15 protein-coding genes are annotated in these 22,325 nt (G+C 68.9%); 8 read left to right on the forward strand and 7 right to left on the reverse strand.

All coding sequences use genetic code 11. From position 1 onward, the window contains the following. Positions 1-16: 16 nt before the first annotated feature. Positions 17-970 (reverse strand): hypothetical protein, encoded by a 954-nt coding sequence (locus AB8K43_RS02560; protein ID WP_370891028.1) that lies wholly within the window; start codon positions 968-970, stop codon positions 17-19. 24 nt (positions 971-994) lie between these two features. Further along, positions 995-3,337, reverse strand: a complete 2,343-nt coding sequence (locus AB8K43_RS02565) for a DEAD/DEAH box helicase (RefSeq protein WP_370891030.1) — start codon at positions 3,335-3,337, stop codon at positions 995-997. 54 nt (positions 3,338-3,391) lie between these two features. Here AB8K43_RS02565 and AB8K43_RS02570 point away from each other — a divergent pair, with 54 nt between their 5' ends. The 3 genes from AB8K43_RS02570 to AB8K43_RS02580 all read left to right on the forward strand — a co-directional run bounded on the left by AB8K43_RS02570 (position 3,392) and on the right by AB8K43_RS02580 (position 7,763). Continuing rightward, positions 3,392-3,745: an STAS domain-containing protein gene (locus tag AB8K43_RS02570; RefSeq protein WP_370891031.1), complete on the forward strand. Its 354-nt coding sequence runs from the start codon at positions 3,392-3,394 to the stop codon at positions 3,743-3,745. A 72-nt stretch (positions 3,746-3,817) separates the two neighbouring features. Next, positions 3,818-6,184: a sodium-translocating pyrophosphatase gene (locus AB8K43_RS02575; RefSeq protein ID WP_370891033.1), complete on the forward strand. Its 2,367-nt coding sequence runs from the start codon at positions 3,818-3,820 to the stop codon at positions 6,182-6,184. Between the two features lie 76 nt (positions 6,185-6,260). Continuing rightward, positions 6,261-7,763, forward strand: coding sequence for a methyltransferase (locus AB8K43_RS02580; protein ID WP_370891035.1), 1,503 nt, complete (start codon positions 6,261-6,263; stop codon positions 7,761-7,763). A 33-nt stretch (positions 7,764-7,796) separates the two neighbouring features. Here the strand turns inward: AB8K43_RS02580 and AB8K43_RS02585 are convergent, their stop codons facing one another. The 4 genes from AB8K43_RS02585 to AB8K43_RS02600 all read right to left on the reverse strand — a co-directional run bounded on the left by AB8K43_RS02585 (position 7,797) and on the right by AB8K43_RS02600 (position 12,521). Then, a complete protein-coding gene (locus AB8K43_RS02585; protein WP_370891036.1) occupies positions 7,797-8,192 on the reverse strand; it encodes a hypothetical protein in 396 nt (131 codons plus the stop codon). 99 nt (positions 8,193-8,291) lie between these two features. Then, complete coding sequence (locus AB8K43_RS02590; protein ID WP_370891038.1) at positions 8,292-9,071, reverse strand: dioxygenase; 780 nt, start codon at positions 9,069-9,071, stop codon at positions 8,292-8,294. Between the two features lie 47 nt (positions 9,072-9,118). Beyond that, on the reverse strand, positions 9,119-10,795 hold the full coding sequence (locus AB8K43_RS02595) for a substrate-binding domain-containing protein (protein ID WP_370891040.1): 1,677 nt from the start codon (positions 10,793-10,795) through the stop codon (positions 9,119-9,121). Between the two features lie 55 nt (positions 10,796-10,850). Next, the gene (locus AB8K43_RS02600; RefSeq protein ID WP_370891042.1) at positions 10,851-12,521 is read right to left on the reverse strand and encodes a substrate-binding and VWA domain-containing protein; all 1,671 of its coding nucleotides are present in this window, start codon (positions 12,519-12,521) and stop codon (positions 10,851-10,853) included. 193 nt (positions 12,522-12,714) lie between these two features. Between AB8K43_RS02600 and topA the strand changes: the two genes are divergently transcribed. From topA to AB8K43_RS02615, 3 genes are all read left to right on the forward strand, one after another. Continuing rightward, the gene (gene topA, locus AB8K43_RS02605) at positions 12,715-15,522 is read left to right on the forward strand and encodes a type I DNA topoisomerase (RefSeq protein ID WP_370891044.1); all 2,808 of its coding nucleotides are present in this window, start codon (positions 12,715-12,717) and stop codon (positions 15,520-15,522) included. A gap of 210 nt (positions 15,523-15,732) precedes the next feature. Then, positions 15,733-17,304 carry an AMP-binding protein gene (locus AB8K43_RS02610; protein WP_370891046.1) on the forward strand — a complete coding sequence of 524 codons (1,572 nt, stop codon included), beginning with the start codon at positions 15,733-15,735 and terminating at the stop codon, positions 17,302-17,304. 33 nt (positions 17,305-17,337) lie between these two features. Beyond that, a complete protein-coding gene (locus AB8K43_RS02615; protein WP_370891048.1) occupies positions 17,338-18,594 on the forward strand; it encodes a cysteine desulfurase-like protein in 1,257 nt (418 codons plus the stop codon). A 31-nt stretch (positions 18,595-18,625) separates the two neighbouring features. On the opposite strand, the gene AB8K43_RS02620 is transcribed toward AB8K43_RS02615, so the two are convergent. After that, positions 18,626-19,984 carry a serine hydrolase domain-containing protein gene (locus AB8K43_RS02620; RefSeq protein ID WP_370891050.1) on the reverse strand — a complete coding sequence of 453 codons (1,359 nt, stop codon included), beginning with the start codon at positions 19,982-19,984 and terminating at the stop codon, positions 18,626-18,628. A gap of 535 nt (positions 19,985-20,519) precedes the next feature. Here AB8K43_RS02620 and tmk point away from each other — a divergent pair. Both tmk and AB8K43_RS02630 read left to right on the forward strand, forming a co-directional pair. After that, a complete protein-coding gene (gene tmk, locus AB8K43_RS02625) occupies positions 20,520-21,143 on the forward strand; it encodes a dTMP kinase (protein ID WP_370891052.1) in 624 nt (207 codons plus the stop codon). Then, on the forward strand, positions 21,140-22,279 hold the full coding sequence (locus tag AB8K43_RS02630; protein WP_370891054.1) for a DNA polymerase III subunit delta': 1,140 nt from the start codon (positions 21,140-21,142) through the stop codon (positions 22,277-22,279). Before tmk ends, AB8K43_RS02630 begins: the two co-directional genes overlap by 4 nt. The last annotated feature ends 46 nt before the right edge of the window (positions 22,280-22,325 follow it).

The following is a 22,325-nucleotide window of genomic DNA, read 5'->3' on the forward strand; positions in this document are numbered from 1 at the left end:
TTGGCCTGCCAGGCCGTTACGTACGTGGCGGGTTGTCCCGGTGCTCGTGCGGAGCGTCCGGGTCGAGACGAGACTCATCGATCGGGTTGCCGTCTTGGTCGTAGCGGACCTGGTCGTGAGGAGCGTCCGGGTTCACCGGGCCGCGGTCGTCGCTGTGGCGCAGGGTATCCCGGTCAGGGTGCGACTCGTCGGGGTGGCCTTGGCGAACATTCGGGTCGTCCCGGTACTCACGGTCCGGATCGTGATGACCGTCCTCGCGGATCACGTCGGTGCGGTCGTCCGTGTACTCGCGATGCGCGGCGGATTGGGGGTCGTCGCGGTGATCGCGGGCCGGTGGGGCGAAGCGGTTGTCCTCGGCCTCATGCTGACGGATCGGCTGCGCATCCCCGTCCCGGGTCTGCACGTGCTGGGTCCGGTCAACGTCGCCCTCACGGTGCAGATCGCGATCGTGCCCGCGGTGGGTGTCGTCGACGACGGCCTCGTCCGTGCGGTGGTCGACATCGTGGCGCTCATCGTGGTGGCGGCCGGCCGCAGCCCCGCCAGCGACCGCGGCACCGGCGCCGACACCGGCCGCAGCGCGCTCCTCACGCAGCCGGCGCGCTTCCTCTTCGGCGGCGGCACGTTCGCGTTCGGCCGCCTGACGCTCGGCCTCGGCGGCCTCGCGCTCTTCTTCGGCCTTGCGCTGCAACTCTTCGTGGCGGCTTCGTGCTTCGGTCTCGGCGTCCTTGCGCTCGCGGCGGGCGCGGGCCTTGCGCGCGAGGGCTTCGCGCATGATCACGAGCCCCAACCAGAAGACAAACATCACGCCCATGCCGGTCAGTAACAATTCCAGCGGGGTGAGGCGGATCGTCACGTTGAGCAGGTCAATATCGACTGCCTGAGCCGCGACGTCGGGATTGTTCGTCCCGATAATGATGATGGCCGCGACGGCGATGGCAACCAAAACGAGGAGTAGTCCGAGGATGACCATGGCGGTTCACCTTGTCTTCGCAGGTCAGGAGCGTGCTTCGGGTGTCTTCGATGGTAGCGACGATAGGAGGACCTGAAGGAGTTTGACGGCGCCCAATTTGTGCAGAGGTTCATTACCGTTGCCGCATTTTGGCGACTGGACACATCGCGGACATCCACTGCTACACCCGCAGGTGTCCACCACATCGAGGGTGAGGGCGGTCCAGTCCCGGATCGCGTCATAGGCCCGATCGGCGAAGCCGGCCCCGCCCGGATGCCCGTCGTAGACCATCACCGTCGGGAGTTCGGTGTCGGGGTGAAGGGCGGTCGAGACTCCGCCAATATCCCACCGGTCGCAGGTCGCGAGCAGGGGAAGCACCCCGATCGACGCATGCTCGGCCGCGTGGAGGGAGCCCGGCAGATCAACCTCCTCGACTCCGGCCTCGGCGGCCGCCTCCGGGTCGATCGTCCACCAGACGGCCCGCGTGTTGAGGACCTGTTCGGGCAGGTCAAGAGGGTGAACCCCGAGGATCTCGCCGCCGGGCAGGCGCCGAAGGAATCCGACCACCTGCCGCCGCACCCGCACGGCACCCCGGCTAACCGTGATGGCACCAAAGCTCACCGATTGATCGACGGAGAGCACATCGAAGGCCGAGGTCGAACTCGCCGTGGTACTCCACCCGGGGTCGCCGCGAACGACGGTGGCGGTCGCCGAAGGGAGGTCCAACTCGGTCACGACGTAGGTCTCGCCCTGGTGGACGTGGACCGCCCCGGTGTGGACCTGAGCGTGCGCCGAGGCCTCCTCGATCGTCCCGACGACTCGCCCCGTCCGCCCTTCGACGATGCTCACGACTTCGCCGATCCCGCGCAGTGACACGTGGTCGCCCGGCCGATCGGCCCGCGCCCAATACCAACCGGTGGGCCGCTTGCGGAGCACGCGCCGCTCGGCGAGGACGCGCAGCACACCCCCGAGGGAGGGCCCGAACCACCGCTCGTCCGCCAGGGTCACGGGCAGTTCCGCGGCAGCCGCCGCGACGTGTGGCGCCAGCACATGCACATTGCTCGGGTCGAGGACGGCGGCCTCGGTCGGCGTGGTGAGGGAGTCCGGGTGCTCGACCACCCACGCGTCCAAGGGGTCATCCCCGGCGACGAAGATCCCTAGCGCCGCCGAACCGTCGCGCCCCGCGCGCCCAACCTGCTGCCAAAAGGACGCCTGGCGACCCGGCCAGCCAGCGAGGACCACGGCGTCGAGACCGGCGATGTCGACACCGAGCTCTAAGGCATTGGTCGCCGCGAGCCCGCGGAGTCGCCCTTCGCGCAGCTCGCGTTCGAGGACCCTCCTCTCCTCGGGCAGATACCCGCCTCGGTACGCCGCAATTTCCCGGCGGACCCCGGAGCCTGCCGCGGCTCCGGACCAATCCCACCCGTCGAGGTGTCGTTCGGCGACGATCGCGAGAGCCTCCGAACCAGCCCGCGAGCGAGCGAAGGCCAGCGTCTGGGCCCCCTTCGCCACCAGGTCGGCGACCAACCCACCCGCCTCGGTCGTCGCCGAGCGCTGCGCGCCGTCTTCGTCGGTCTCCGGCTGCCAGAGGCCCAGGGTGAGCGCGCCCCGCGGGGAGCCGTCCTCGGTCACCGCGTGGACCGGTGCCCCGACGAGGCGGGCGGCGTGAGCGGCCGGCTCGGCGACGGTCGCCGAGGCGAGCACCACGGTGGGTTCAGCTCCGTACCGGGCGGCGATCCGAAGTAAGCGCCGCAGGACGAGGGCGACGTGGCTCCCGAAGACCCCCCGATAGACATGGCATTCGTCGATCACGATGTAGCGCAATGCGCGGAGGAAGGGGGACCACCGCTGGTGCCCTGGCAGCAGGGAGTGGTGGACGAGATCGGGATTACTAAAAACGATATCGGCGTGCTCTCGGATCCAGCGCCGCTCATCGCTCGGGGTGTCCCCGTCGTAGGTGGCGGCGCGGATCCCGGGGATCGCCCAGGACTCGATCCGCGCGAGTTGGTCCGCGGCGAGGGCCTTGGTGGGGGAGAGGTAGAGAGCCGTGGCGCTCCGGCCCGCGCCGACCGATCGCCCGTCGAGGACGGCACTCAGCGTCGGCAGTAGATACCCGAGGGACTTCCCTGAGGCGGTACCGGTGGCGAGGACGACATGTTCGCCGGCCCAGGCTCGCTCCGCCGCCTCGCGTTGGTGGCTCCAGAGTCGGTCGATCCCAGCACCGGCGAGAGCCGCGCGCACCGGTGGTGAGACCCAGTCCGGGAGTGGCTCGTAGCGTGCCCGTCGGGCAGGGACATCGAGCACGTGTCGCAGCCGCCCCGGGTAGCGGGCATCGAGATCGGCGAGCAGCTCGGCCGGATCTCGCCCTAAACGCGATTGGCGGTTCATCGTGCACTACGGTAAGCGCGGCTGCCCACAAGGCGGTGAGCGAGAGGATCCATTGTGGCCCTAGAGATCAGCACGCGTTCGGGACATGTCACCACCGTGGTGACCGTCACGGGCGAGATCGACGTCGCGTCGACCGGCGCCCTTCGGCGCGCTCTCACGGCAGCGGGCGACGAGGGAGAACGTCAGGTCGTCGCCGATCTGAGCGGCGTGACCTTTATCGACTCCAGCGGCATCGGAGTGCTCATCGGCCGGACCAAGGCGATGCATCGAGAAGGTGGAGCGCTCGCTGTCGTCGCCACTCATGAACGGGTGCTGCGGACCTTCGCCCTCACCGGGGTGGATCAGGTCTTGGCGATCCACGCCACAGTTGACGAGGCCGTGCACACCCTTGCGATAACCCGGGAGTAGGGTGAGCGCCACCTGGCGTCCACCTGTAGGAAATACCGCCACGGTTGATGCTGCCCCATCAAGGAGGATGGAATGGTTGCCACCGGCTCGGCCCTCGCGGCCGCCGGCGACACACTGTCGCTAAACGGAACAAATCAAGCCCTCACCATCGGTGTGATCGGGATTGCGCTCATCGCGCTGATCATGGGTGTGGTCTTCCGATCGCAGGTCCTCGCTGCCGATGCTGGGACCGAAAGCATGCAAGAGATCGGTGGCGCCATTGAAGAGGGCGCACATGCGTATCTGCGGCGCCAGTTCAAGACCCTCGGCATCTTCGTCGTCCTAGTTTTCCTTCTCTTGCTCGTCCTTCCCGCTGACACCGCCGGGGTGCGCTGGGGCCGCTCGGGCTTCTTCATCCTCGGCGCCCTCTTCTCGGCTGCCATCGGGTATCTCGGGATGAGCCTTGCGGTCAAGGCCAACACTCGCGTGGCCTCCGCGGCGCGGCATGAAGGGGGCCGCGACGAGGGCATGCGCATCGCCTTTAGAACCGGTGGGGTCGTCGGGATGTTCACCGTCGGGCTCGGCCTCCTCGGTGCCGCGATCGTCGTCCTCGCCTATCGCGGCGATGCGCCGAAGGTGCTCGAGGGCTTCGGTTTCGGCGCTGCGCTGCTCGCGATGTTCATGCGAGTCGGTGGCGGCATCTTCACCAAGGCCGCGGACGTCGGTGCCGACCTCGTCGGCAAGGTGGAGGCAGGCATCCCCGAAGACGACCCGCGCAATGCCGCGACGATTGCCGACAACGTCGGTGACAACGTCGGTGACTGCGCCGGAATGGCCGCCGACCTCTTCGAGTCCTATGCGGTGACCTTGGTGGCGGCCCTGATCCTCGGCTCGGCCGCCTTCGCCCAGTTCGGTCTGGTCCTGCCCCTCGTCATTCCCGCGATCGGCGCGGTGACCGCCCTGCTCGGCGTCTTCATCACGCGCGCCAAGCCCGGTGAGAACCCGCTGACCGCGATCAACCGCGGCTTCTACATCGCCGCCGTCATCTCGGCGGCTCTGAGCGCCGCCGCGATCTACCTCTACCTCCCGTCGCGTTACTCCGACCTCGGCACGGCCAACGAAGAGGTCGCCGCGCTCACTGGCGATCCGCGTCTCGGCGCCCTACTGGCGGTCGTGATCGGGATCGTCCTCGCGGGGATCATCTTGTGGATGACCGGCTACTTCACCGGGACCGATTCGCGCCCGACCAAGGATGTCGCGCGGACCACCCAGACCGGCGCGGCGACGGTGGTCCTCTCCGGCATTGGTGTCGGCCTGGAGTCGGCGGTCTACACGGTCGCGGTCCTCGCCGGAGCGGTGTACCTCGCCTTCCTCCTCGGCGGCGGATCGGTCACCCTCTCCCTCTTCTACATCGCGCTCGCTGGGTGCGGTTTGCTCACCACGGTCGGCGTGATCGTCGCCATGGACACCTTCGGGCCGGTCTCGGACAACGCCCAGGGCATCGCCGAGATGTCCGGTGACGTCGACGAAGAGGGCGCGAAGGTCTTGACCGAGCTCGACGCCGTCGGCAACACCACGAAGGCAATCACCAAGGGCATCGCCATCGCCACGGCGGTCCTTGCCGCGACAGCGCTCTTCGGGTCCTACACCGATGCCTGGCGCACGGCCCTCACGGACACCGCGAACGAACTGCAAAATAAGGCCAACGCGGGCAACCTCAGCCCGAGCCAGGTGGAGGGGCTGGTCAATTCGCTGCAGGACTTCCAGACCTCGGCTGCCTCCGAGATCGTCTCCCCGCACACCCTCGTTGGTCTCCTCATCGGTGCGGCGGTCGTCTTCCTCTTCTCCGGCCTCGCGATCAACGCCGTCACCCGCGCGGCCGGCGCCATCGTCCACGAGGTGCGCCGGCAGTTCCGCGAGCACCCCGGGATCATGGAGGGGACCGAGAAGCCCGAGTACGGGCGCGTGGTGGACATCTGCACCCGCGACTCGCTGCGTGAACTGGCCACCCCCGGTCTCCTCGCGGCTCTCACCCCGGTGGTCGTGGGCTTCGGCCTCGGCATCGGGGCGCTCGCCGGCTTCCTCGCGGGGGCCATCGCCTGCGGTGCGCTGATGGCGGTCTTCTTCGCCAACTCCGGCGGGGCCTGGGATAACGCCAAGAAGATCGTCGAGGACGGTCATCACGGCGGCAAGGGTTCCGAGGCGCACGCCGCTGCGGTCATCGGCGACACCGTGGGTGACCCCTTCAAGGACACCGCCGGCCCGGCGATCAACCCGCTGATCAAGGTGATGAACCTCGTCGCCGTGCTGATTGCCCCGGCGATCGTGCTTCTCAGCTTCGGTGAGGCCGCGAACGACGCCCTGCGCTACGCCATCGCCGGCGCCGCTCTGCTCGTCCTCGTGATCGCGGTCGGGATCTCCAAGCGCCGCGATCTCGCGATCGATCCGGCGACGGTCTAATCCACCCGCACCGGCGACGGCGCTCACCCCCTTCCACGAAGGCGGCGAGCGCCGTCGCTGTGGTTTCCGGGGGAAGATGTCCGCCGTGACCTCTTCACCGCTGCTGCCACCGCCCGACCCGCGCTCGATCGATGCCCTGCGAGTCGACCTCGCCGAGTTCACCGCTGATGGCATCGCCGAGCGCCTCGGTCCGGTGGCAGCCGGCGCCATCGGCAGAGAGGACCCCGTCCCCGCCCGACGCGTTGTGAAGGGGGAGCGCGATCCCCTCGCGACGTTGATTCGCTGTTTCGTCCTCGGTGACCCGGTGGAGGCGGACGACCTCGCGGCGGCGCTCCCCACGCTCGGGCTCGACGCAGCCCGGCGCGCGCAACTGGTGAGCGCGGACGGGACCCGAGCGCTCGTCGAACTCAGCCCGCATGGCGATGAGGGTCATGACTGGGTCATCGCCTCGGATCTGAGCGAGGTGGCGACGGGCGGGCCGCTCGCAGCCGATCACGTCCTGGGGGTTGGCGGGGCGTCACGAACTCTTGCGTCGTGGACACCCCGCCCCCGCGTGCGGCGCGCGTTGGATCTCGGGACGGGCTGCGGGGTCCAGGCGTTGCACCTCAGCGGCCACGCCGAGAGCGTGGTGGCGAGCGATATCTCCGCCCGCGCGCTCGCCTTCGCGCGCTTCAACGCGGCGCTCGCGGGGCAGGAGTGGGAGTTGCGAGAGGGGTCCATGCTCGATCCGGTCGAAGGGGAGCGCTTCGACCTGGTGGTAAGCAATCCGCCCTTCGTCATCACCCCGCGAACCGGTGACTTGCCGCTCTACGAGTACCGCGATGGCGGGCGCTCTGGGGACGCCATCGTTGCCGAGTTGGTGACCGGTCTCGGAGCGCACCTCGCCCCGGGAGGTATCGCGCAACTCCTTGGCAACTGGGAAGTTCGCCGAGGTGAGGAATGGCGCGACCGAGTCGGCGCATGGTGCGACGCGTCGGGGCTTGATGCCTGGGTCATCCAGCGCGAGGACCAAGACCCGGCCGAATATGCCTCGACCTGGGCCCGCGACATCGGGTACAGCGTGGGCAGCTCGGCCTACGAGGTCATGATGAATGCCTGGCTCGACGATTTCGCGGCGCGTGGGGTCGAGCGGATCGGTTTCGGTGTCGTGACGCTTCACCGACCGGCGAGCGAGCGGGCACCCTGGCGCGATCTCACCGAGCACTATGGACCCGTGGCGTCGCCCATGGGGCCGAGCGTTCTGGCCAGCCTCCAGGCCCGCGTGTGGATCGCCGAGCATGACGATGATGCGCTGCTGGACACGCGGTGGACGAGCACCTCCGATGTCACGGAGGAGCGGCACTCAACCCCGGGCTCGGCCGATCCTCAACTGATCCTCCTGCGCCAGGGTGGCGGTCTTGGGCAGGTGGTTCGACTGGATTCCGACGGAGCGGCTCTCGTCTCGGTCATGGACGGAGACCTCACCGCTCGCCAAGCTCTGACCGCGATCGCGGCCCTGAGCGAGCGCCCAGCGGGCGAGGTCATCACGGCGGCGCTGCCGCTGCTCCGCGGGCTCGTCGGTGATGGGCTGCTCGCCTAAGAACGGAGACGGCCAGCGCCGAAAAGGCAGTGATCAGCCGCCGAGGCTTTGGAACATGTCGATCTTCCAGTCGCCGTCCACCTTCACGAGCTTGATGTCGCTGGTCTGTCCGTTGGCGTCGACGGTCACGGTGGCGTTGTCGCCGTCGACCTTGGAGTCCTTGACCGTCGCGTTGGAGTTCTCGAGCGGTACGCCGGGCACCGGTGCCTCGAGGCCCTTCTTCATGACCTCCTCGCAGGACCCCTGCTGAAGCTGCTCAACCTGCTTCTTGTTTTCCGGAGCGAGCAGGTCGCACGTCTTGGCCGCGTCCTTGTCCTTCACCGCCGCGATGAACTCGTTGACGGCGTCCTCCGGGCCATTGCTCCCTCCGCACGCGGCGAGGCCGATGGTCAAGGTGACGGCGGCAAGGCTGGTGGCGAGCTTCTTCATTGGGGTCCCCTCCTGCAATACAGACGAACTCTGTCGTCATCGACCCTATCCAGCGTGGGGCGGGCCCGCCCAGGGGGAGGGGTCCCCCGTCGGCTTGGGTCAGCCGCCGAAGTCCCAGGAGCGCTTGCTGAGCCCGTACCAGAAGCCGTCGACTCTGCTGGTCGCAGCATCGCCGTCGGCGGCGCCGAGGGCCAGGTAGAGCGGCGCCCAATGCTCCGAGCGCGGGTGCGCGATGTGCGCGGCCGGGGCGCGGTGGGCGGTATCTAACAGCGCGTCGACGTTGCCTTCGGCGAGGGCTTCGGCGGCCCACGCGTCGAATTCGGCCGACACCGTTGGGGGTGCGGCGGCTGCATCCTCGCGCGGGTTAAACCAGCTGAGGTTATGCGTGGTGAAGCCGGAACCCATGATCAGAGCCCCCTCGTCCCGAAGGGGGGCGAGCTGGCGCCCGAGGTCGTAGAGCACGCTCGGGTCGAGCGTCGGCATCGACATCTGCAGCACCGGGATGTCGGCGTTGGGGTACATCTCGACGAGCGGGACGTAGGCGCCGTGGTCGAGGCCTCGCGCCTCGTCGCGGCGCACGGACTGGCCAGCGCTCGCGAGGAGACTGCTGACCCGCTCCGCGAGGGCCGGGGCCTGGGGTGCCTCGTAGGTCACCTCGTAGTACCGCTGTGGGAAGCCCCAGAAGTCATAGGTGAGCGGGACCGGACCCGTCGTCGGGCTCAGGGTGACCGGCGCCGCCTCCCAGTGCGCGGAGACGACGAGGATCGCTTCCGGTCGCGGGAGGGAGGATGCCCAGGACGCGAGCTCATCCGGCCAGGTGGGGTCGTCCGCGAGCGGCGGCGCGCCGTGGGAGAGAAAGAGCGTCGGAGTTCTGGTCATCCCATCACTCTAGTTGAGATATCAACTAAGCGAAAGGGGCGGTCCGGTTACCGGGTGCCGTGGAGCAGCGCCTGGACGAAGACGGCACGCAGTTTCGCCGGATCGCGCTCGGTGATCGCGAGGTTGGACTGCTCCTTCGTCGGCTTGAGCGCGCCCACGATGCTCTTGAGCTCCTTCTCGCTGGTCCCGTCCCCGATGCCGACGAGGAGGACGGTGATCGGCTTCTTCGGGTCTTGCATCGTCGCGAGATCGGAGCGCAACTGCGCCAGGCTGATGCCGCCCGTCGAGTCGTCGTTGCGGCCATCGGTGAGGACCATCACGACATTTCGCGCCTTCGGGTCGAAGGTGGCCTGAGCCTTCCCGTAGGCCGCCTTGACCGTGTCATAGAGACCCGTGTCCCCGCGGACCCGCTCCGGCAGGCCGTCGAGGAGCGAATTGAGCTCACCGCGGTGTCCGGTGCTCGCCGATTTGCCGAGCTTTTTGACCGGGGCGAGTTGGAGGTAGTCCGTCGAACCGTCGAGCCCGGTCGAAAAGGCCCAGAGGCCAACCGCCGATCCGGGTTCGATCAGGGCGAGGCCGTCCTTGGCTGCCGAGACGGCGGCCGAGATTCTTGTGCTCCCGCGAGGGCCGTCGGTCTCCTTCATCGAGCCGGAAATATCCATCACCGCATTGATCCGTAGCGGCTTGGAGACCTTGGCCCAGGTCTTGTGAAGGGAGTTGAGCTGAGCCAGGGTCGGCGTCGCGACGATCTGCGGGCGAGGTCCGACCTCTTCGAGCACCACCGAATTCGTGCCCGGGGTGCGAAATCCGGCATTGCGCAAGACCGTGGCGCCCTCCGGGGAGGTGAGGGCCTTTTGGAAGGCGGCGACGGCCTTCGCCTGCAGTCCCTGCCTTGCGAGTGGCACCCACGAGTACGTCAGAGCCGTGGTGCCCTCGCTCGGGACGACCGCCTGGAGGGCTCCCCCGCCCTCGGTCTGGTTATTGATGGAGGCGACCTGCTGTTCGGTGCTCGGGAAGGAGGGGCCCGCGGCGTCGGCCTTGGTCGACGCAGCCGCCAGTTCGGTGTCCGAGGTGACCTGTCGGGCAAGGCCCAGGGTCACGGTCTGCTGGCGCGCAGCCGCGCCGGGGTCGGTTGCGTAGGCGACGGTCGCGACGAGCATCGAGAGCAGGCTCTCGGTCGAGGTCCGCGGGTCGGCGATCCGGTAATCCGAGGACGATGTGAGGTTCAGCCAGGACCGGTCCTGTGGGAGGTTGGCCCCCTTCGGCGCAGCGATCACGAGGGGAGTGCTCGCGATCGCGGTGGTCTCCTCCGGCACCTTCCCCTGACGGGCTCGGACCCAGTCGACCCAGACGTCGCTGTCCGGGATCCACGCCGCCGGAGCCTTGCCGTCACCTTGGGTCAAGGTGGCCGCCACGACCGCGCTCGGGGCGGGCTCGATCACGTATTTCGAGCACTTCGGGGTCTCGGTGAGGCCAATCACGTCCGGCAGGGCCGCGGCCATGTCCGGCGACGCGCTGATCACGACCTCGGTGGTTTGCCCGCAGCCCGAAGCGCTCTCCTCGGGCTGATCGCGCCCGAACCACCAGCCCGTCAGGCCGACTACCGCGATGATCGGGACGAGCCACCACGCCAGCCCTGCGCGGGAACGGCGCCCTCGCCGCGAGCGTCGGGTTTGGGGGCCGTGCAGGTCGCGTCGACGAACGGACTCTTCACTGGTGGTCACGGGCGCAAGAGCCTAACGCGCGAGTAGCAACATGTGGGGAAGTAGGGGACGTGATCTAGCGCGTACCGTGCAGCAGCGCTTGGACGAAGACTCCCCGCAGTTTCGCCGGGTCCCGCTCGATGATCGCCAGACTCGACTGCTCGGCGGTGGGCTTCAAGGCGCCGACGATGCTCCTGAGTTCCTTTTCACTCGTGCCCGAGCCGATGCCGACGAGGAGCACGGTGATGGGCTTCTTCGGGTCTTGCATCTTGGCCAGATCGGCGCGCAACTTCGGCAGGCTAATCCCGCCCGTCGAGTCATCGTTGCGACCGTCGGTGAGGACGAAGAGGACATTGCGGTGTCCGGGCGCCCAGGTCTTCAAGGAATTCGCGTAGCCCGCCCTGACGGTGTCGTAGAGGCCGGTATCGCCGCGGACCTGATTTGGGACATCGGCGAGGAGCTTCAGCAACAAGGCGCGGTGTCCCTCGGTGGTTGAGTCGCCGAGCTTCTTGACCGGCGCGAGCTCGAGGTAGTCCTTCGAGCCGTCGAGGCCGGTCGAGAAGATCCACGCGCCCACCGAGGAGTTCGGGCCGATGAGGGCGAGGCCATCCTTGGCAGCGTCGACCGCAGCATCCATCCGCGACACTCCGCGCGGACCGTCTTGCTCGAGCATCGAGCCTGAGACGTCCATCACCGCGTTGATAAAGAGCGGCTTCGTGGCCTTGTCGGAGGCGTTCATCAGCGCCTCGAGCTGCGATCCAGTGGGGATCGCGACGATCTGGGGCTCGTTGCCGACCTCGGGGATGACCGCAGCGCGATAATTCGGCGTGCGAAAGCCCGCGTCGTGAAGGGCGCGCTGCCCCGCCTCGGACGACAGGGTCCGGTAGAAGGCGCGGACGGCGTCCCCCTTCGCTCCGTCGTCGGTCATCGCCACCCAGGAGTAGGTGAGGGCCGCGGTTCCCTCGGCGGGAACCACTGCGCTCAGGGTGCCGGGCCGCTCGCCGCTGGCGTTGATCGTCGCGACCTGCTGCTCGGTGGTGGGGAAGAGGGGAGCGCTCGCCGAGGCGGCGGTGCTGCGGCGGATGAGGTCGGCCGCGGGGGTCACGCGCCGCACCATCGCCAGGGTGGCCGTCTGCTGCTGGCCGCCGGCGGCGGGGTCGGTGGCATACGCGAGGACTGGCACGATCATCGCGAGCACGCTCTCGGTCGAAGAGCGCGGGTCGACGATGCGGTACTGCTGATCGGAACTCACCGCGAGCCAGGTGGTGGGCTTCGGGACCTTCCCCGCCTTCGGCACCGCGATCACGAGGGGGCTGCTCGCGATATTGGGAGTGCTGCTCGGGAGCTCGCGCCCCTTCGAGCGCAGCCACTCGACCCACATATCGCTGTCCGGGATCCACGCGGAAGGGACGTTGTCACTGTCTCGACTCAGCCGGGTGGCGGTGAGCGGTGTCGGCTCGGACTCAATGACATAGGTCGTGCAGGCCGGCGCGTCGACGAGGTTGACGACCGCCGGGAGGGCTTCGGCCATCGCTGGCGACGCGCTGATGGTGACCTCTTCGGTTCTGGTGCACTCCGCGACCGAACTCGCGCCGTCATCCCTGAAGATCAGCCACGCACCCACCATGGCGAGGATCAGCAACGGGACGAGCCACATCGCAAGGCGCCGCCGAGCATCGCGCACACGCTCGTCGTCGTAGGTGTAGTCGTTCGGAGGTGGGCTCGGTAGAGCCGAAGGGTCAGTCATGGCGGGATCAGACTACCGACGGGTAGGTGATCCGGGGAGGGCGTGAGCGATATCAATCCGGCGACGACGATGAGGCATGGATCGTGGACGCCGGTTGGCCTCACCCCATCGGGTAGGTCTACGGTCAGGGCGACCACGATCGATGCGAGCGACGAATCCGCCGCACGTGGCGCACCTTGAAGGAGCAGGGCACATGAGCGGACGCAAACTCGTCATCGTCGAGTCACCGGCGAAGGCCAAGACCATCGCCGGATACCTCGGCCCCGACTTCGACGTCGAGGCGTCCGTCGGCCATATCCGAGACATCCCGACGCCGTCGGAGATGCCAGCCGAGATGAAGAAGGGGCCTTTCGGCCGCTTCGGGATCGACATCGATGCCGACTTCGAGCCCTACTACGTCGTCGACGCGGACAAGAAGAAGAAGGTCCGGGAACTCAAGAGCGCGCTGAAGGACGCCGACGAGCTCTACCTCGCCACTGATGAGGACCGCGAGGGCGAGGCGATCGCCTGGCACCTGCAGGAGACCTTGAAGCCGAAGGTTCCGGTGCGCCGCATGGTCTTCCACGAGATCACCCGTGAGGCGATCCAGCGAGCGCTCGCCGACACCCGCGATCTCGACCAGGCGATGGTCGACGCGCAGGAGACCCGCCGCATCCTCGACCGCCTCTACGGCTACGAGGTGTCCCCGGTCCTCTGGCGCAAGGTCAAGGCCGGTCTCTCTGCCGGTCGCGTGCAGTCCGTCGCGACCCGCATGGTCGTCGAGCGGGAGCGCGAGCGGATGGCCTTCCGCTCGGCCAACTACTGGGATGTGGAGGGCAGCTTCACCCCCGACACCCAGGCCAATGCCTTCACCGCCCGGCTGAGCGCCGTCGATGGTGCTCGGGTCGCGAGCGGTCGCGATTTCGCCGATGACGGGACGCTGCGCTCGAAGGGGGTCGTGCACCTCGATGGCGCCGCGGCCAGTGCCGTCGCCGAAGCCACCCGCGCGGCGTCCGTGCGCGTCGCCTCGGTCGCCGAGAAGCCCTACACGAGGCGCCCCTCGGCTCCCTTCACCACCTCGACCTTGCAGCAGGAGGCGGGCCGCAAGCTGGGCCTGACCAGCAAGGACGCGATGCGAGTCGCCCAGCGGCTCTACGAAAACGGGTACATCACGTATATGCGTACCGACAGCACCAACCTGTCGGAGTCCGCGCTCACCGCAGCGCGCAGCCAGGCGCGTGACCTCTACGGCGCCGACCACGTCCCGGACGCGCCGCGCCGATACGCGAAGAAGGTCAAGAACGCGCAGGAGGCCCACGAGGCGATCCGTCCGGCCGGTGACCGCTTCCGGACCCCCTCGCAGGTTGCCGGTGAACTGCGCGGCACCGAGTTTCGGATGTACGAGCTGATCTGGAAGCGCACGGTCGCCTCCCAGATGGCCGATGCGCGCGGGTCGACCGCCACCATCAAGTTGGCGGCCGACATCACGGGAAGCTCCGCCGGATCGGTCGCCGAGTACTCGGCATCGGGGACCGTGATCACCTTCCGCGGCTTCCTTGCCGCCTACGAGGAGGGACGCGACGCCGATCGCGGGGGTCGCAGCGACGACGCCGAGCGTCGCCTGCCGAAGCTCGGCGAAGGAGTGTCCGTCGAGGTCATCTCCGCCGAGGCGCTCGGGCACGACACCTCCCCACCGCCGCGGTACACCGAAGCGACCCTGGTCAAAGCCATGGAAGAGAAGGGGATTGGCCGCCCTTCGACCTACGCGTCGACGATCGGGACCATCCAAGACCGAGGCTATGTCGGACGGCGAGGGAGCGCCCTGGTCCCGACCTGGCTCGCCTTCGCCGTCACCCGGCTGATGGAGGAGCACTTCGGCGAACTCGTCGACTACGACTTCACGGCGTCGATGGAAGAGGACCTCGACCGGATCGCCAGTGGCGAGGAGCAGCGGGTCGCTTGGCTGCAGCGCTTCTACTTCGGCGACGAGGCCCGCACCGGTGAAGGCCTCCAGCAGCTCGTCGCCGACCTCGGCGAGATCGATGCCCGCGCGATCTCCACGATCGACCTCGGCGAAGGGGTCGTCGTGCGCGTGGGGCGGTACGGCCCCTATGTCGAAGAGGTCGTGCCGGCGGGCGTGGACCCCAAGACCGGCGAGGTCACCGGGGACGCCCCGGCGTCGACCACCCCGCGCCGCGCGACGGTGACCGATGACATCGCACCGGATGAGATGACGCCAGCCAAGGCCCGAGAACTCCTCGAGGCCGCGGCCGACGATGGCCGGGTCCTTGGCACCGACCCCGAATCCGGGCACGAGATCGTCGCCAAGGCTGGGCGCTACGGCCCCTACGTCACCGAGGTCCTTCCGGAGGCCGACGACAAGCCGAAGCGCGGCAAGGCGAAGGTCAAGCCGCGCACCGCGTCGCTTTTTAAGGACATGGACCTCGCGACCATCGACCTTGAGACCGCCCTTCGCCTCCTCTCCCTTCCGCGCGTCGTCGGCGTCGTGACCGAGATGGTCAAAGACGACGATGGAGCGGAGAAGGCCGTCGAGGTGCCGATCACCGCGCAAAACGGTCGCTACGGTCCCTACCTGAAGAAGGGCACCGACTCACGCTCGCTCGTGAGCGAAGACCAACTCTTTACGGTCACGCTGGAGGAAGCCGAGGCGATCTACGCCCAGCCGAAGACCCGCGGCCGAGCCGCGGCCAAGCCCCCGCTGCGCGAGTTCGGCGAGGATCCGACGAGCGGCAAGAAGGTCGTCATCAAGGACGGTCGCTTCGGGCCCTATGTCACCGACGGCGAGACCAATGCGACCCTGCGCCGCGACGATGACCCGGAAACGGTGAGCGAGGAGCGCGCCTTCGAGTTGCTCGCCGACAAGCGGGCCCGCGGACCCGTCAAGCGCGGGGCGAAGAAGACGGCCAAGAAGACCGCGAAGAAGACGGCCAAGAAGTCCGCCGCCAAGAAGACGGCGGCGAAGAAGACCGCCACCAAAAAGGCGGCGAAGAAGACCAGCTAACGGGCCGCACTCACGCCGTCTCAAACCCGGCGCAGCCGGGGAAACGGGCATCGGACGCGGAAACTACCGCGTCCGATGCCCGTTTCCGCGTCAGGAGTGGGTCGGCAAGCAGTAGCCCGCGGTCCCCTCGTCGGCTCGAACACCGGAGGAACGCGCGACTGACCGATCGTTTCGTTGCTGGTCACAGTTACCGGCCAGTATCGTCGCCGAATGCGTCCGTCCATCATCGTCAAGACCATGGCCAAGCGCGGCATGTTCGCCGCCGGCCGGCCCAGCCGAACGATCCGGCAACTGGCGACCCTGCGGACGTGGGGTTACGGGGTGGCGGGCGAACTGCGGCAGGCGGCGGCGCGCAGCCCCGAGGCCATCGCCGTGATCGACCAGGACCGCGGCCCGATGACCTACGCCGAACTCGTCACCGAGTCAGAGCGGGTCGCCGCGGTCCTCATGGAGCGCGGCGTGACGGCCGAGGACCGGATCGGGCTCCTCGCCCGCAATCACGTCGGAGCGCTCGCCGTGATGGCGGCCTCTTCGGCGATGGGCTCGGATGTGGTGCTCGCCAACACCGGCATGTCCGCCGAGCAGATCGCGGTGGTCGCCGAGCAGCAGGAGGTCGCCGTGATGATCTACGACGACGACCTCGCCGGTTCGGTCGCTGAGTTGCCGGATCACATCGCGCGGATCAGCGAAAGTGAGCTGGCGCGAGGGGTCGCCGCGCATGCCGAACCGACCCCGCTCACCCCGCCCGCTCGAGGCGGTCGGACCATCATCTTGACGTCCGGGACGACCGGGACCCCGCGCGGTGCGGCCCGGAAGACTCCAGGCGGCCTCGGCCCGTTGATCTCGATCATCGAGCGGATCCCCCTTCACGTCGAAGACAGGATCTTGATCTCCGCGCCGATCTTCCACACCTGGGGCTTTGCCGCGAGCCAGTTAGCCCTCGGGATGCGCGCCACGATCGTCCTGCAGCGCCGCTTCGACCCGGCGGCGGCCCGGCAAGCGCTGCAGGACCACGACGTCAACGCGATGTTTGCCGTCCCGGTGATGCTGCAGCGCATGCTCGAGCTGCCGAGCGAAGGGGAGGCCGGATCGAGGCCGGCGCTGCGAGTCATCGCGACCTCGGGATCGTCCTATCCGGCGGGCTTCGCGACCCGCTTCATGGACGAGTACGGCGAGGTCCTCTACAACCTCTACGGCTCCACCGAGGCGTCCTGGGTCTGCATCGCCACCCCCGAGAACCTGCGGACGGACCCGCAGACCGCTGGGACTCCTCCGGTCGGCACGGTGGTGAAGATCATCGACGGCAATGGCGATCCGGCGCCGACCGGCGAGGTCGGGCGCATCTTCTGCGGCAACGATCTGGTGTTCGACGGCTACACCTCCGGCCAGTCGAAGGAGTTCATCGACGGCATGGTCTCGACCGGAGATATGGGCTACGAGCGCGAGGACGGCCTCTTCTTCGTCGTCGGTCGGGACGACGAGATGATCATCAGCGGCGGCGAGAACGTCTACCCGATGGAGCTCGAGACGCTGCTCGCCGAACACCCGGCCGTGCGTGAGGTCGCAGTCGTCGGGGTGCCGGATGAGGAGTTCGGGCAGCGCCTCGCGGCCTTCATCGCCCTCTGGGAGGGTTCATCGCTGAGCGCCGACGAGGTGCGCGAACTGGTCCGGGCTCAGCGCGCCCGGCACGTGATCCCGCGCGAGGTCGTCTTCATCGATGAGTTGCCGCGCAATCCGACCGGCAAGGTCCTCGCCCGGGAGCTGCGCACCCACTTCTCCTGACCGCTCCATGCTGGAAGAGGGCAAGATGGCGCGATGAGCTACGACATCGACGCGGTCCGAGGTCTCTTCCCGGCGCTCGCCGAAGGGGCGGCGCACTTCGATGCGCCCGGTGGTACGCAGACCCCCGTGATCGTCGCCGACGCCGTGAGCGAGACGCTGCGCTCCGCGGTTGCCAATGTCGGGACGGTGACCCGGGCCGAGCGACGAGCGGGCCAGATCGTCGCCCAGTTCAGGGCGGCCATGGGCGACCTCCTCGGGGCCGATCCGCGCGGGATCGTCTACGGCCGCAGCGCGACCGCCCTCACCTACGACCTCGGCCGCGCGCTTTCTCGTGACTGGGGACCCGGCGACGAGGTCGTCGTGACCCGGCTGGATCATGATGCCAATGTCCGCCCGTGGGTCCAGCTCGCGCAGTCGAAGGGGGCGACGGTGCGGTGGGTCGACTTCGACCCTCGGACCGGAGAACTGCCCGCCGATGCCGTCGCCGAGGTCCTGACCGATCGCACCCGGCTGGTCGCCACCACCGCCGCGTCCAATCTGATCGGCACCAAACCGCCGGTGTGCAAGATCGGCCGGGCCGTGCACGAGGTGGGGGCGATCCACTGGGTCGACGGCGTCCATGCGACGGCCCACGAGTCGGTCGATGTGGAGGCGCTCGGCGCCGACGTGTGGACCTGCTCGCCCTACAAATTCCTCGGCCCCCACTGCGGGGTCGCGGCGGTCCGCCCTTCGCTCCTGGCGCAATGGCACCCCGACAAGTTGCTCCCTTCGCCCGAGCAGATCCCCGAGCGCTTCGAACTCGGCACCCTCCCGTACGAGTTCCTCGCGGGGAGCGTCGCCGCGGTCGAGACCCTCGCTTGGTTGGCCGAGACCGCGGCACCGGTCCCGCGCTACGAGGTGCCGTCGGGCCAGCCGGATTGGATCGACCGCCGCGCGGAGGGGCGCCGCGAGCGAATCCTCGCCGGGATGGCCGCGTTGCACGCGCACGAGGAGGGGCTCCGGGAGCGCTTGGACGCGCAGATCCGGGCGCTGCCGGGTGCTCGGGTGTACTCCAACGCGGGCTCGCGAACTCCGACGATGCTCTTCGGCCTGGACGGCCGCGATCCGCAGGACGTACGCACCGCGCTCGCGAAGCGGGGCGTCAACGCGCCCGCGTCCCACTTCTACGCGATCGAGTGCTCACGGCATCTGGGTCTCGGTGATCACGGGGCCGTCCGGGTGGGCCTCGCTCCCTATACGAGCGCCGACGATGTCGATCGCTTGATCGGCGCCCTGCGTGAGATCGCCTGACCCTGTTTCACCGCCGGCGGGCGTCGGCTGATCAGGCCGGGCCGAAGGGGGCCGGCTCGCGGGTGAAGGGATAGGTCGCCCAACTCATCTCCGAGACCGCGCCTGCTGGGTCGCGCCGGACGAGGAGAAGTTCGCCCGCCTCGCGCCCAGACACCGTGCGCCAGGTGTCCTCGGCCTCGAGCGTGAAGACCGAAGGGGGCGTCGTCGCCGGTGCACCGATCGCACGAGCCTCGAGTCGCCCTTCGCGGACCGAGAAGACGAACTCGCTCCCTTCGGACCACCAATGCCCGAGGATTTCGGCTGCCGGGGCAGGGACGTCGGTCCCGGGGATCCACGGCTCGGGCACTACCGGTTCGCGCTCGACCGCGACGGTCCCGAGCTTGGCGGAGACGAGGGCGGGACCCTGGGCGAGCCCCGGTGACGACGTGTTCATCAGGACGATGGATGTCGTCGCGGAGGCTCGCTCGGTGAGGAAGCCGGTCACCGCACCCGGGAAACCTCCGGTGTGGCCGACCCACAGCCGGTCCTCTCGGCGCACCAGCATGAAGCCGAGGCCCCAGGCCTGAGACCAGGTCGCCGGATCGGCCATCGTCTGGGGGACGAGCATCTCCTCGAGCGTGTCCGGGTGGAGGATCTCGGCGGACGGGTTGGCGATGAACCCACCCCAGGTCGCGAGGTCGCTCGCGGTGCTCGCGAGCGCGCCAGCGGGTGCCGTCGCCCGCAGGTCAAGATCCGGTTCCGGCACCGGGACGTCGGTCCAAGGCGGCACGTGATAGCCCGTCGCGCGCCGCCCGGCCGGGCCGAGCGTGGTCCGGGTGAGGCCAAGCGGGTCAAGGATGCGGCGCTTAACGGAGGTAAACCACGGCTGTCCGTCGAGTCGCTCGATGACCTGGCCGAGCATGGCGTAGCCGAGGTTGGAGTAGTGCCAATGGTGGTGCGGCCGTCCGACCTGCGAGGCCTCGGCCCACCCGCTCACCAGCGCGTCGGCGTCTGGCATCTCGAGGGTGCGCCAGACCTCCCCGACGGGCTCGCGTTGCATCCCCGAGATGTGGGAGAGCAGCTGCCGGATCGTCACGTGCCCGTGCGCAATTCCCGGGAGGTGGCGTGAGATGGGGTCGTCGAGGTCGAGCCGCCCTTCGTCGCGCAGCGCCATGATCACGACCGCGGTAAAGAGCTTGGTGTTCGAGGCGACCGGGTACTGGGTGTCGGCGTCCGGGGTGACACCCGGGTGAGCGAGATCGGCGCTCCCGATCCCACGGAACCAGCGGATCTGCCCCTTGCGGGCGATCGCCGCGGCGAGGCCAGGCACCCTCCCTTCGCGCTGCGTCGTCGCGGCGATGAGGTCGAGGGCGTGCTCGGTCTCGGGGGAGAAGTGTGTGGGCTGGGTCACGCGCTTCACGGTATCGGCACCCTGGGCATGCCGTCGCGGAGGTGGGGTGTTGAGGGTGCGGGGTGGGGCGCGTTTGGCATGCCAAGTCTCAGGGGTGGGGTGCTGGGGGTGCTGAGGGGTGCACCTTCGGCAGGCCAGGTCGCGGGGTGGGGGTGCCGGGGGTGCGGGCTGGGGCGCGTTTGGCATGCCGGTTGCGGAGGTGGGGTGTTGGGGGTGCCGAGGGGAGCACGCTTGGCAGGCCGGTTGCGGAGGTGGGGTGTTGGGGGTGCGGGGTCGGGCGCCTTTGGCATGCCGGTCGCCGGAGTGGGGTGCTGGGGGTGCCGAGGGGAGCACGCTTGGCAGGCCGGTTGCGGAGGTGGGGTGTTGGGGGTGCGGGGTCGGGCGCCTTTGGCATGCCGGTCGCCGGAGTGGGGTGCTGGGGGTGCCGAGGGGAGCACGCTTGGCAGGCCGGTTGCGGAGGTGGGGTGTTGGGGGTGCGGGGTCGGGCGCCGGTTCTGGGAGGAGGGTGTCTGGGGCGTGGCCTAGTCTTCGTGACGTGAGTGCGCAACCAGGACTTTTCATCGCCTTCGAAGGGGGCGACGGCGCCGGGAAGTCCACCCAGGTGCGCCTCCTCGCCGATGCCGTGGTCCTCGCCGGCCGCGAGGTCGTGATCACCCGCCAACCCGGCGGCACCCCCTTGGGCCAGAGCCTGCGCGAACTCGTCCTGCACGGTGACCACATGAGCGCTCGCGCGGAGGCCCTGCTCTTCGCCGCCGACAAGGCCGACCACGTCGAGCAGGTGATCCGGCCCGCCCTTCGCGTCGGCTCGGTCGTGATCACCGACCGCTATGTCGACTCTTCCGTCGCCTATCAGGGTGCCGGGCGCGATCTCGGCGCCGACGAGGTGCAGCGCCTGCAAACCTGGGCGGTCGACGGGCTCCTGCCCGATCTCACGGTGATTGTCGATATCTCCGCCGACGAAGGGCGCCGCCGCCGCGGCGAGGTGCACGACCGGATGGAGTCCGAAGGGGACGACTTCCACGAGGCCATCCGGTCCCACTTCCTCGCGATGGCCGCAGCCGAACCCGAGCGCTACCTCGTCGTCGACGGGACCGCTTCGGTCGAAGAGATCGCCGAGCAGATCGCCGATCGCGTCCGGGAGCTGGGCATCGACTTATGAGCATCTGGCGCGATGTCGTCGGCCAGGAACCGGCATTGACCGTGCTGCAGCGCGCGGTCGCGGATCCCGACGCGATGACGCACGCCTGGCTGCTGACCGGGCCACCGGGGTCCGGGCGTTCGGTGGCGGCGCGGGCCTTCGCCGGTGCGCTGCAGTGCCCGAAGGGGGGCTGCGGCGAGTGTCGCGAGTGCCGCACGGCCCTCGACGGGACACACGCCGATGTCGACATCCTCGCGACGGAGGCCCTGTCGATCGGGGTCTCGCAGACGCGCGAGCTCGTCCAACTCGCCGGGCGCTCCCCGTCGGTCGGGCGGTGGCGGGTGATCCTCATCGAAGACGCCGACCGGCTCACCGAACAATCGGGCAACGCGCTGCTGAAGGCGCTCGAGGAGCCCACCCCGCGCACCGTCTGGTTGCTCTGCGCCCCGAGCCTGCAAGATGTGCTGATCACCGTCCGCAGCCGATCGCGCCACGTCCGACTGCGCACGCCCCCGGTCGAACAGGTCGCCGAGCTCCTCAGCCGCCGAGACGGCATCAAGCCACGCCTGGCGCTCAACTCGGCTCGGGCCGCCCAGTCCCACATCGGGATGGCTCGCCGGCTCGCCCGCGATGAGGACGCGCGGGGCCGCCGCCGCGCGACCGTCGAACTCGCGACCCGGATCCGCGGTGTCGGCCAGGCCGTTGGCGCTGCGGCCCAGTTGATGGCGATCGCCGAAGAAGAGCGCGACCGCACGCTCGAGACCCGCGCCGCCGCGGAAAAGGCCCGGCTCCTCGAGACCCTTGGCGCCGATCCTTCGGCCCGCACTCAACCCCCACACGTCCGCGCTCAGATCAACTCGTTAGAAAAAGAACAAAAGACCCGGTCGACCCGCTTCACCCGCGACATGATCGACCGGGCTCTGGTCGACCTGCTCTCGGTCTACCGCGACGCCTTGATGCTCCGGTCCGGAGCGCCCGTCGACCTCGTCAACGAGGATGCTCGCGAAGTCGTCGAAGAGGTCGCCGGCGCCTTTGACTCCGATGGCCTCCTCCTTGCCATGGACGCGATCGGCACCGCCCGCGAGCGCATCGCCGCCAACGTCGCCCCCCTTCTCGCCCTTGAGGCGATGACGATCTCCCTTCAGTTGCCGCGCTGACCTCGGCGCCGGCGCGAATCGCCCAGGCTTGGGCGGTACCGTCCCT

Origin of the sequence: Janibacter sp. GXQ6167 (assembly GCF_041365945.1) — a bacterium.
Classification (GTDB): Bacteria; Actinomycetota; Actinomycetes; order Actinomycetales; family Dermatophilaceae; genus JBGFSK01.

Excerpts from the sequence above, each read along its gene's own strand:
- AB8K43_RS02565 (WP_370891030.1), bottom strand. The coding sequence starts at position 3,337 with ATGAACCGCCAATCGCGTTTAGGGCGAGATCCGGCCGAGCTGCTCGCC.
- AB8K43_RS02600 (WP_370891042.1), bottom strand. The coding sequence starts at position 12,521 with ATGACTGACCCTTCGGCTCTACCGAGCCCACCTCCGAACGACTACACC.
- AB8K43_RS02580 (WP_370891035.1), top strand. The coding sequence starts at position 6,261 with ATGTCCGCCGTGACCTCTTCACCGCTGCTGCCACCGCCCGACCCGCGC.
- topA (WP_370891044.1), top strand. The coding sequence starts at position 12,715 with ATGAGCGGACGCAAACTCGTCATCGTCGAGTCACCGGCGAAGGCCAAG.
- AB8K43_RS02610 (WP_370891046.1), top strand. The coding sequence starts at position 15,733 with ATGCGTCCGTCCATCATCGTCAAGACCATGGCCAAGCGCGGCATGTTC.
- AB8K43_RS02575 (WP_370891033.1), top strand. The coding sequence starts at position 3,818 with ATGGTTGCCACCGGCTCGGCCCTCGCGGCCGCCGGCGACACACTGTCG.
- AB8K43_RS02615 (WP_370891048.1), top strand. The coding sequence starts at position 17,338 with ATGAGCTACGACATCGACGCGGTCCGAGGTCTCTTCCCGGCGCTCGCC.
- AB8K43_RS02560 (WP_370891028.1), bottom strand. The coding sequence starts at position 970 with ATGGTCATCCTCGGACTACTCCTCGTTTTGGTTGCCATCGCCGTCGCG.
- AB8K43_RS02630 (WP_370891054.1), top strand. The coding sequence starts at position 21,140 with ATGAGCATCTGGCGCGATGTCGTCGGCCAGGAACCGGCATTGACCGTG.
- AB8K43_RS02590 (WP_370891038.1), bottom strand. The coding sequence starts at position 9,071 with ATGACCAGAACTCCGACGCTCTTTCTCTCCCACGGCGCGCCGCCGCTC.
- AB8K43_RS02585 (WP_370891036.1), bottom strand. The coding sequence starts at position 8,192 with ATGAAGAAGCTCGCCACCAGCCTTGCCGCCGTCACCTTGACCATCGGC.